This window comes from Cyanobium sp. Cruz-8D1 (assembly GCF_024345975.1).
Lineage (GTDB): Bacteria > Cyanobacteriota > Cyanobacteriia > PCC-6307 > Cyanobiaceae > Cyanobium.
Genome location: NZ_JAGQCD010000068.1, coordinates 1 through 10,387, shown reverse-complemented (window position 1 = coordinate 10,387; position 10,387 = coordinate 1). Strand labels below are relative to the sequence as shown.

Here is a 10,387-nt window from a genome sequence, read left to right as displayed (position 1 = left end):
AGGGAAACGGACCTGCCCACCCCTTGCAACGCCAGCCGTGGAGCCGATCGCCTGAGGTGCGCGGCCCACCCCGGCTACGCCGGGGTGGGGGTGCCGGGGGAATTACACCACTGCAGGGGACGCGGGCTGCTGTGCCTCGGCTTTGCGGCGGTGGCCCGAAGCTGAGGCCTGCGCCAGTCAGCCTGCTGGCCTAAGCCATGGGGCTCCGTGATGCACAGTGCAGCACTGGCAGGCAGCATGCGCCGAATTCATAATTTTGCACCTGTAGCGAAAATTTCGCGCTGCGCTTCGATAGCGGCTCTCCAACTGGGTGCTGCTGATCTGCTGACGGCCGGATCGGCCACGTCATCCCATGCGTCCACTTCCTGCACCTACGCTCAGATCAAGGGAGCAGGTTGCACCTTAACGTCCGGAACCCAAACAGCCATTACGGATAGTGCCGGCACCAGAAACGTATTTGTTACACCCGATCTTGGGAGGGGCTGGCAAAACGATGATGCCCTCACCCTTAATTCTTCTGGCGGTGGTGTCTGGTCGCTCATTTTCAATTTTGCCTCCCAAGAATCTGTTAGGTCCGCTTCCTTGGCCGCTCAACTTCTTCTGACCAATACTGATCCAACCAAGGTTTTTGATGTTGCCAGTATCGCTCGAACGGGCACGCCTGGCATCGGTGGCCTTGTGGCTGGCTCTCAAGCCGTCTTCAGTGATGGCCCCACAATTTCTACGGCCAATATTCTGAATTTGCTTGGCCCCACCTCGGCGCCATTTGCCAAAGATGTCACGGCTACAACCATAAATCTTACTTTTGTCGCTGTGACCGGTACATTGAATACGACCACTCTCCAGATTTCTCAACGGAATGCTCCCGTTCCAGGTCCTCTGCCGATCCTGGGCGCCGCTTCGGCCTTCGCTTGGTCGCGCAGAATCCGCCGTCGGATCCATACCATTGCTTGACAAAGCTGATTTTAATTCTTTTTTTCTTCAATGCATTTCCCTGCCAGCTTACGGGGGCATTTTTTATAAGTTAGTTAATAAAATTGTGGCTTGCCTGCTTGAACGAACTTCCTACCGGTCAGTCGTCTGACAAGGTTCTGGATTCCGGCGAGCCAGCCAGAGCCGCTGATGCGGTGTTTTGGAGTGGGGCGGCCCTCGCGGGATTCTTCGCCGTCAACACTGTCCTTGCCATCCTGCCGCCGGCCTTGCTGCAGCCGGATTGGCAACTGAAGCTGGCTTTGACGCTACAAGCCAATGGCCTGCAGTCCCTCATCGGTTGCGCCATGATGTCGGCTGCGCCGCTGCTGGATCCCGGCAATCGGGCGCTGCGGAACAGAGCGGAGCGAATCCGTCTGATGGCCGCCTGGATCTGTGTGGGCTGGCTGTTGTTGATCCCCCTACAGATCTCCAGCGGCATTCGCTTGCTGAATCAGTCTCAGAGCGCGGTGCAGTTGGAACTGCGGCAGCGCAAACAGCAGATTGATCAGCTCCAACAGACCAAAGACGAGCAGAACTTCCGGCTTCAGTTCGCTCTGATGTCTCCCACCAGCCCTCCATTTCCTGAGCAACTTCCCGCCTCGTTGGAGCGGGTCCGTGCCGAAGCCGTGAGCCAGTTTATCGGTCAGTGGCGCCGCCAACAGGACAGCGTCTCCCAGATCCTCCAAGACAGACTGCAGGCCTTTCTGGTTCAGAACCTGGGCAATGGCCTGCTGTGCCTGATGCTGATGTTGGGTTTTGCCGCCATCGGCCGCTGGCGTGCCCAAGGCCCTACGCTCCTCAGCCGATTCCGGCAGGGATTGGATCCGAAGCAGCCCGGCAGTCTTGTCCAGCAGATCCAGGCCGGCCTGAAGAACCTGCGGCGAGGCAGCCGCCAGCCCATTACGCCCCAACAAACCTATCCATCGATGGTGGAGCGTTGGCGATCGCAGCTTCACGATTGGGTCCATCGCTATCAGCGCCGTCGCCAGGTGGCCCAGAGCAAGGCCGCCACCGGGGCCCGACAGCGCCGTCACCAGGCGGCGATCAAGCAGACCGCCGCCAAGGCCAGAAAGCGCAGGTGATCCAGAGGGGCAACTGATCCGCGCTCGTTTTGAGACCGATCTGGGTGGTTGTCTCCGATCTGATGCGGCCCTGTTCAGGGCGGTGCCTGGGGATCGGACCGTCAACATCCTGACCACGGGCCTGATCCCCCGGGCCTGGCAGGCCCTGCACCCAGCCTCTTGCTTCCCTGGGATAGCTGGGCTTCTGGTTCACGGGGCTGGCGGGACTCGAACCCACGACCTACGGTTTAGGAAACCGTCGGAGTCCATTGGCACACCTGGGATCTGGCCTCGACTTGCCTAATCACTTGCCTAAATGGGGCTCCAAAAGGCCGACTGGAAGCGCCCAGAAGCGCCCAAAAAAGGCCAAGCCCGACCTCTTCGGGCAGACACGGCGACCAGCCAGGTCCAACCTTATTCAAGGATGAGCCCCGATCCTTGAATAAGATGCGAGCCTATTTAAGGTTCGCGCCCGAGGGCTCATGAAGCGCGACAGCGCCGGCCGTTATGAGCTCACCAGCACTGCTGGCGAGGAGGTGCGCGCCTTCGTGCCAGCGCCGTTGCCGCCAGAGCCGCCCTTGCTGATCGAGGGCGCCCTCCAGGCCCTGCACGATCGGGCACTGCTGGCCTGCGGCCGTCTGGATGGGGTGTCAGCCCTGCTGCCGGATCGGGAGCTGTTCCTTTACGCCTACGTGAGGCGGGAAGCTCTGCTGTCCTCCCAGATCGAGGGCACCCAGTCGTCGCTCGCAGACCTGCTGCTGTTCGAGCTGGAAGAGGCCCCCGGCGTCCCCTTCGATGACGTGGTCGAGGTATCCAGTTATGTGGCAGGACTGGAGCACGGCCTGGCGCGGCTGCGGGAGGACTTCCCCCTCTCCTCGCGGCTTCTGCGGGAGATCCACTCCCGCTTGCTTGCCAGGGGCCGCGGAGCCGATCGGCTGCCTGGGGAGTTCCGCCGGAGCCAGAACTGGATCGGCGGCACCCGGCCCGGTAACGCCAGCTTTGTGCCACCGCCCCCCGAGCTGGTGGACACGTGCATGGGCCAGCTGGAGCACTTCATCCACGGCACTCCGGATGGGGCTCACTCCCTGCCGGTGCTGGTGCGGGCCGCCTTGGCCCACGTGCAGTTCGAGACCATCCACCCATTTCTGGACGGCAACGGGCGCCTGGGCCGGCTGCTGATCGTGCTGATGCTGATCGATGCCGGGGTGCTTCAGCAGCCGCTGCTCTACCTGAGCCTTTTCTTCAAGCAGCACCGCAGCCGCTACTACGAACTGCTAAGTGGCATCCGCGAGGACGGCGACTGGGAAGCCTGGATCGATTTCTTCCTAGAAGGCGTCGAGAGCACCGCAACTGCCGCCGTCACCACCGCACATCGCCTGCTGGCGTTGTTCCGCACAGATGAGGCCCGCCTTAGCGGCCTGGGACGTTCAGGCCCCAGCGTTCGCCAGGTGTTTGCGGCCCTGTGCCGGCGCCCACTCAACAGCATCAAACAGCTGAGCAGCGTCTGCAGCCTGAGCTTCAGCACCACAGCCAAAGCCCTGGAGACCCTGGTGGACCTGGGCATTGCACGGGAGATCACCGGCGGGCAACGCAACCGGCTCTTTGCCTACGACGCCTATCTGGCGATTCTCAGCGAAGGCGCTGAGCCGCTCTGAAAGGGCCCAGACCTACCCAGATGGGGATCAAAAGTCGACCTCCATAGCCTGAAGAGGACCCTGATCGACACAGCCGTGGAAGGCAGCGACGTATTGACTCCGGTGGAGAGGCTGTTCATGGAGGCGGGCTACAGCCGGCTCCACTACATGGCCTGGAGGGCCAGCATCCTTTCAAGCCTCAAAATCATGTCCCGCATGGCAAGGCTGGGCAGCGGCTGGCCCAGCGAGGCCTTCGATGAGGAGAGTGAAGAGCTGAAGCTGGCCAAGGGGTGGCTCGAAGGAGAGGCCCGCAGAGCGGCGGCAGCACGGGAGAAAAGGGCCCTCGAGGAAAAGGCTGTGGAGAGTCCGGCATACGCGGCTCCTAGCTACGGCCCGGTGATGACCAGCGGCGAGGCCCAGAAGCTCATCCAGGAGGAGATCGAAGCCGGCAGGGCGGCAACCCTCCCAGCCTTCGAAAAGGCGCTCAGACAGGCCTCAAGGAAAGTGAGGGGCAACCATCAAGCGTTGCCCGTACAGCTGGGTGGGCAACACAGGGACTGGCAGTTGGTGGAGCTGGGACCGGAATCAGGAGGGCATGGGAATGGGCACCGACTGCGCAGAAGGGCCTCCCCACACCAGGGGTAGTGCTATTGCCGCCTTGTGACACCAAATATCGCGGCTAGCTTGCCTTAGTCACAGATCGACACTGGATGACACAGGAGCGGTTGTCAGGCGAACGAGGCGCCGATGCTGGAAACGCCTCAATGAACTGGCTGGACCCGGCCTTGATCGGCAACGGTTCCACGCCGCCCACCGGCGGAGCCCATCAGGACCAGGAGCCTCCTTACGGGGTCAGCAAGGAGTTCAGAGAACTCGGCGAGGCCCTCAAGCCCTGGGGATTCCGATGGCCCCAGGCCAAGCCCTCGCCAGAAGGCAGTGCCCCTGGGAGCGCCGAGAGCCTCTTCCTCAGGGCAAGACAAAGCCCTGTCGCCTATCTGAACTGGAGGCACTCCACCCGACATCAGCTGCGAAGCACCCGGCTGTTCCTGCTGATGCGCCAGGGCTGGAGCACCGAGGCCATCCAGGACGCCATCAGTGAAGTCGCCCTGGCCAGCTGGTGGCTGAGTGGGGAAGCTGCCAACTGGGGCTATGACCCGATCAGCCGCAAGGCCAGCCAGGCCCTGGTGGCCTTTCTCCACACCAACCCGGCCAAGATCGAGGCGGCGTGGCAGCAACGCCTGCAGCAGGCCCGGCAGGCCAGGTCGGCACCTCCACTGCCCCCGCCAGTACCCAAGCAACCGCAGGCCCCTCGGCTGAGCTCCACCGAGGTGATCGCCCAGCTGGAGCCGCACCTCGTCGAAGGCTTCAAGAAGCAGCTGTACCGCGCAGCAGAACGCTTCAGGAAGAACGGACGACAACAGCCCGAACCCCTTGGTGGAGCGAGCAAGGGATGGGTCCTGGTGGAGGCGGGCTCCGGCGGCCACCGCAGAGCGCACTTCCTGCAACGCATCGACACCTGACTGAATGGCGCCATCTGCCGTTACTGATGGCGCTGGACGTACACACCATCCAGCACGCTCGCGAACAGCCATGAACCAATCCCAGACGAGGCGACTAACCAGCGGACTTGCCACCACGCTCCTGGCCCTCGCCACGAACGTGCTGCCTGCACAAGCGCTGACCCCAGACGAAGAAGTGGCCCTGAGACAGCTCTGCAAAGTCGGACTGAACGCCAATGGCGGCATCTGGAGCTCGGAGCCCATCAATGCCGCCATCGCGACCTTGGCGTTCGGCAGGAACTGGCCGGATGGGGCACAGGCGGCGGCCTACAAGACCTGCAACGCCAGGAATTACCTGAACTGAGCCACTCAGACCACAACAACTCCCGAGCATCAGCACAAATCAACACTCAACAGCACAGATAGAGCCAATAGCTCTTATTTTTTGCAGGCCAATAAGGCCTAGACTTGGTGACAGCTAGATGGCGGCCCGTGGATAACGTTCCCGCAGAAGATTGCAACAGCGGGGAACACCCTGAAGGCGCCGATGCAGTGGAAGAACTGCGCAACTCAGCGCCGACAGAAGATGCGGATGGCAAACCGGTCTGGAGCGACGGCAAGCAGAAGAAGGCGACCAAAGGGGCCCACCCTCGGTGCAACCAGCCCCCTCGACCAACTGCCGAGGCTCCTTTCTCGCCGCGGCCCAGTCGCCAGGAGGTTGAACGCCGAGTTGCGGAGTCACAACTCTGGATCGCTCAACGGCTGCCATTGATCGAGATTCGGACAAATGCCCGACAAAACTGGGGGATCACCAACGTCCGCACCGTCAGCCGGTACCTGTCACTGGCGCGGGAGCGCATGGTGCAGGAGCTCATCACCGATCGCCGCCGGCACCAGGCCGAACAGATCTTTGCCCTCAATGACTGTGCCCGGCGGGCGATGGACGCTGGCCAGTTCAACGCCGCGGTTGGTGCATTCCGGGTGATTGCCGAGATCGGTGGCCTGCTGCGGGCACCGATCAAGCCCCCGGAGGCCAAGGGCTGATGGGCCGCATCGCCGCGACAACCAGACCGACGGACGCCATCACTGGCGATGGGGGGCTGCTGCTGGACCCCGCCACCGACCTCTGGACGGACTGGGGCCTGCTGAATGTTTTGGATCCTGACCGGACGACAACTACCCGCCAAGGCCTGCTGTTTCGGGACTTCATCCGCTCCGCCTTCCCCACCTTTCAGTTCCACCAGCTCTCTGAACTGTTGATCGACTTGCTGCAGCAGGTGGCCGATGGCCAGCTGACGCGCCTGATCGTCTGCTGTCCGCCGCGGCACGGCAAATCCCAGCTGGTGTCGCGCCTGTTCCCTGCTTACTGGGTGAGCCGGCACCCGGAGCTGTTCTGCGCCATTGCCAGCTACTCCGGTGAGCTGGCCTATGCCCACTCGAGAGAAGCGCGGCACTACTACCGGAGCACCGGCCATGCCCTCTCCAAGGATTCGGCGGCGGTGGGGAACTGGCTGACGCCCCAGCGGGGCGGCTGCATCGCCGCCGGCGTGCGGGGCCCGTTCACGGGCAAGGGCTACAACCTGGGGATCATCGACGACCCCTACAAAGGCCCGGAAGACGCCAAGTCGGCGCTGCAACGGGAGCGGCTGATCGACTGGCTCAAGAGCGTCTGGTTCACCCGCGCCGAACCCGGCCTGACGGCAACAGGTGGGTTGCTGCCGGCGGCCCAGGTGGTGGTGCAGACCCGCTGGGACCACCACGACATGACTGCCTGGTTGCTCGAGCAAGAAGCGGAGGAGAACCCGGAGCACTGGACCGTGCTCAACCTGCCGGCTATCGCCGAACCGGAATCCATTGCGATGCAGATTCCGCATACATGCACCAAGGTCATCGACTGGCGCCAGCCCGGCGAGCCGCTCTGCCCTGAGCGAGTGCCACTTGAGGTGCTGCAGCGCATCCGCACCCGGCTGGGTTCCTACTGGTGGAACGCCCTCTACCAACAAAGGCCGAGCCCGGCCGAGGGTCTGCTGTTCCGCAAGGACTGGATCCAGCCGCCTTTGCCGATCGCCCCGGGCCAGCCACGCCGCTATGCGCCTTTGGTGCTGAGCTGCGATCTGAGCTTCAAGGACGGAAAAGACAACGACGCATGCGGTTTTGCCCTGCTCGGTCTGCTGGAGCCGCAGCGCCACCCTGCTGCCGATGCTCGCCGGCAGGGCCTGGCGCTGGCCGCCAATGCCGGAGCGGCAAGGGGTAGTGGATCTCTCTCCGCAGTGGGTGCACATGCCCCCGACCCCTGGGCCGAATTGCAGATCGAGGCACTCTGGAGCCACCGGCAGCAGCTGGACCTGCCGGGGGTGATCAAGTTCCTGCTGGCCTCCCTGGCCTCGCTGGAGCACCAGGGCCTGCGCCCCAATGCCGTCCTGATCGAGGACGCCGCCAACGGACCGGCCGTCTGCCAGCTGCTCAAGCGCCAGCTACCCGGCCTGATCGCCATTCCACCCAAGGGCAGCAAGGCCTCCAGGGCCCATGCGGTTGCGCCCTTGCTGGAGGCGGGTCAGGTGCGCTTTGCCCGCAGGGCCGACTCGCTGATCGAGGAACTTCTGGCCTTCTCGCCACGGGGTGGTGTCGACGACCAGGTGGATGCCTTCTGCCAGGGGGTGCTCTGGATCGAGGCCCAGTTCTGGCGTGGACGGGGCTACGGCACCTCGCCTGTGCCGATGGTGTTCTCCAGGTAAGCCAATGAGCCAATCACTCGATCCGTCCTATCCCTATCGGCCCTGCCCCAGGGTGGTGGCTTACCCACCCAAGCCACGGCGCCACCGGCCAGTAAACCCCCATGCCGCGGCCAATGCGTTGGCGCTGCAGCATCGAGACATCGCCGCCACCGTGGCCGGCAACATCTCGCGCCGGACTGGTCATCCAAAGGAAGACTTGGAGCAGATCGCCATGCTCGGCATCATTCAAGCTTCGCGTCGTTACTCGCCTGAGCGTGGATCTTTCCGACCCTATGCTCGGAACTATGCCAATGGGGAAATATGCCACTTCCTGCGTGATAAAGGTTTTCTCTTGAAAGTTGCGCCAAGCTGGCGTGAGCTTCACGCTAGGGGCCAAAGGCTTTTGAGACGAGGAATCCCGGCTCCCGATATACCGTTAAAGCTTGGAATTGGCCGGGCTCGCTGGCAAGAAATAAATGAGGCTTGCACTCAAAGGGTCATCTCTTGGGGGCAGGAGCAATTGTGACCGACAGGGAAACAAGCCGTGTAAATGCCAACCCTAAAAGGCCTGGCCCGATGCCTTTATTAAGTCAGCAAAATTAATACAGTCAACAAGAACGATGCTGGCTGAACAGACGGCCGGCATCTTGTAACTCTTTCGATTGGCAGGCAGAATTGGCTGCTTTGCTTCGTTTGAAATTAGAGGACAGCCAAGCGATTTGGCGGTAGCTATTATTAGGATATCATTGGAGCCAACTCCAGATCCGAATTGATCATTTTCGACACCAAGCCAAGAGACAATTGCAATCGCCTCTGATACAATCGAGCCATCAATCTCTACCGCAGAAAAGCCGTTAACCCCCTTAACCCATAGGGCACACTCTTCGCAAATACGCTCAACCTCACCAATAACAATTTGCGGCACAAGGATGGACTTTTGGGAGATTTCGGAGGCCATCCACTCCCATAGCCCTGGGAAGTTGCTCAAGGGGTAATCATCCCATCCGTGAAGCAGGGAAGAAGAATCAATGACTCGCACAATGACTCTCAAGTTGCTTTAATGCGGGCAGCTTTAGGTCGTCTAAATACCTGGAAGCCTTTATAAGAGTCAACTTTTTTTCTTCTAGTGCCTGGAGAACTGTCCGTACGTAAAGATCTCCGAATATATGCAGAGGCTCACGATACCTCCAAGCTCTGCTGCCTGCTGAAACGGTCGTCTCATCGGGCTGATACTCATCGCGCCACTTCACAAAGTTGTCATAGATTAATTGCTGAAGACGATTCTCCTCGATCAATCGAATCAAGATTACATCGCTACTAACGCCCCACATCCTTCGGTAAGGACGCAATTCTCGATCTAGCTGAGACGGGTCTCGCGGCAGTGAGTCACAATTGATTTGGGAAAGGCTTAGCGATGGCAGGAGAAAGTGACTTGCAAACTGATTCGCAAGCCTTTCCTTGCCTGCGTGAGAAACAAGGCTTTCGGGGCCGTCGACAGTACTTTCTTTAAACAAAAGGATGTGCCCAAGTTCGTGGGCAAGAGTAAAAAGCTGCCTCGCCTCTGATGGATCTTTCCTGACTACAACAACGGGGTATTGAGAGTGGAATAGGCTAAAGCCAATGACTTGGTCTGATTGAGGTATCTTCCATTTGCCATTATATCCATTTGTACGGAATACAAGGACTCCATGCTTCTCAATAGCTTTTCGATAAGCGTCAAAAGTATTTTCAACTGTGATTCCCAGCCATGCTCGAGCTAGGCTTGCCACCTCGTCGGGGGGCAGACTCTCAGTTGGCGGGGGAGAGAATAAGGCCGGCGGTGAATAAGAAAGCTCATCAAGCAGGTCAACATAGAGCTGGCGATGGCGCTCAACAAGTTCAACGATTTTTTTGGTCTGAGGGCTGAGGTTGTGCAGCTTGTTCTTTAGTGTCCTGAATTCAGGCGTAGAGATTTCCACCTGCTCTACTGGGCTTGGCTGAAGATAAAACAGAGGTGTCCGTCCAAAAAATTGGCCTAACTTCTGGACCTGAGCAAAGGTAAGCCCCACCTCACCATGAAGAGCCTTGTTAATGACACTTTCAGATATACTGATTCGACTTGACAGATCAGAGCTACTGATGAGTGCATCATCCATGCACCATCGCAGTCGACTCGGATTGAATGCCTTGAGGCGTTCCATTAGCACATTTTACCGGCCAGGCGGTTCGCGTGGGCGGCATTGTATGCAAGACGTGATGAGCCTTGATAATTGACCATTCATATGCTCCACGGCCCTAGCGGCTGCCACCTAAAGCCGGGGCACTTCGATGTCTCCAGGCTCCGCAACAACTCGCCTAATTGTTTATGTGCCAAGACTGTTGAGCTCGCCTAAGCCAATGAGTAACTGTTCAGGGGGGGAGAAAGCTCCGGGGCAGTTCCGCTCTTGACAGACCTCTGAAAACAGCTTGGATCTCAGGCAGAGACTGCCCGAGATGCATCCACCACCTGCCGGCATTTCTGAGAGTGA

The 10,387-nt window shown here is 60.2% G+C and carries 11 protein-coding genes; 8 read left to right on the top strand and 3 right to left on the bottom strand.

Going from position 1 to position 10,387, the window contains the following annotated elements; translation table 11 throughout:
* Positions 1-210: 210 nt before the first annotated feature.
* Positions 211-954 (top strand): hypothetical protein, encoded by a 744-nt coding sequence (locus KBZ33_RS20195; RefSeq protein WP_254955230.1) that lies wholly within the window; start codon positions 211-213, stop codon positions 952-954.
* Between the two features lie 437 nt (positions 955-1,391).
* Here KBZ33_RS20195 and KBZ33_RS20190 read toward each other — a convergent pair whose 3' ends face one another.
* Positions 1,392-2,006: a hypothetical protein gene (locus tag KBZ33_RS20190; RefSeq protein WP_254955231.1), complete on the bottom strand. Its 615-nt coding sequence runs from the start codon at positions 2,004-2,006 to the stop codon at positions 1,392-1,394.
* 509 nt (positions 2,007-2,515) lie between these two features.
* Here KBZ33_RS20190 and KBZ33_RS20185 point away from each other — a divergent pair.
* The 7 genes from KBZ33_RS20185 to KBZ33_RS20155 all read left to right on the top strand — a co-directional run bounded on the left by KBZ33_RS20185 (position 2,516) and on the right by KBZ33_RS20155 (position 8,406).
* Positions 2,516-3,688 (top strand): Fic family protein, encoded by a 1,173-nt coding sequence (locus KBZ33_RS20185; RefSeq protein ID WP_254955232.1) that lies wholly within the window; start codon positions 2,516-2,518, stop codon positions 3,686-3,688.
* A 75-nt stretch (positions 3,689-3,763) separates the two neighbouring features.
* On the top strand, positions 3,764-4,312 hold the full coding sequence (locus KBZ33_RS20180) for a hypothetical protein (protein WP_254955233.1): 549 nt from the start codon (positions 3,764-3,766) through the stop codon (positions 4,310-4,312).
* Positions 4,313-4,431: 119 nt separating this feature from the next.
* On the top strand, positions 4,432-5,187 hold the full coding sequence (locus KBZ33_RS20175; protein ID WP_254955234.1) for a hypothetical protein: 756 nt from the start codon (positions 4,432-4,434) through the stop codon (positions 5,185-5,187).
* A gap of 70 nt (positions 5,188-5,257) precedes the next feature.
* Positions 5,258-5,530 (top strand): hypothetical protein, encoded by a 273-nt coding sequence (locus KBZ33_RS20170; protein WP_254955235.1) that lies wholly within the window; start codon positions 5,258-5,260, stop codon positions 5,528-5,530.
* A 494-nt stretch (positions 5,531-6,024) separates the two neighbouring features.
* On the top strand, positions 6,025-6,210 hold the full coding sequence (locus KBZ33_RS20165) for a hypothetical protein (RefSeq protein ID WP_255011945.1): 186 nt from the start codon (positions 6,025-6,027) through the stop codon (positions 6,208-6,210).
* Positions 6,210-7,901 carry a terminase gene (locus KBZ33_RS20160; protein ID WP_254955237.1) on the top strand — a complete coding sequence of 564 codons (1,692 nt, stop codon included), beginning with the start codon at positions 6,210-6,212 and terminating at the stop codon, positions 7,899-7,901. Before KBZ33_RS20165 ends, KBZ33_RS20160 begins: the two co-directional genes overlap by 1 nt.
* Positions 7,807-8,406, top strand: a complete 600-nt coding sequence (locus KBZ33_RS20155) for a sigma factor (protein WP_315859247.1) — start codon at positions 7,807-7,809, stop codon at positions 8,404-8,406. The genes KBZ33_RS20160 and KBZ33_RS20155 overlap by 95 nt, the downstream gene beginning before the upstream one ends.
* A gap of 33 nt (positions 8,407-8,439) precedes the next feature.
* Here the strand turns inward: KBZ33_RS20155 and KBZ33_RS20150 are convergent, their stop codons facing one another.
* Entirely contained in the window at positions 8,440-8,919 is a 480-nt protein-coding gene (locus KBZ33_RS20150) for a DUF4411 family protein (protein WP_255011948.1), read from the bottom strand.
* The gene (locus tag KBZ33_RS20145) at positions 8,906-10,015 is read right to left on the bottom strand and encodes an ImmA/IrrE family metallo-endopeptidase (RefSeq protein ID WP_254955240.1); all 1,110 of its coding nucleotides are present in this window, start codon (positions 10,013-10,015) and stop codon (positions 8,906-8,908) included. The genes KBZ33_RS20150 and KBZ33_RS20145 overlap by 14 nt, the downstream gene beginning before the upstream one ends.
* Positions 10,016-10,387: the final 372 nt, after the last annotated feature.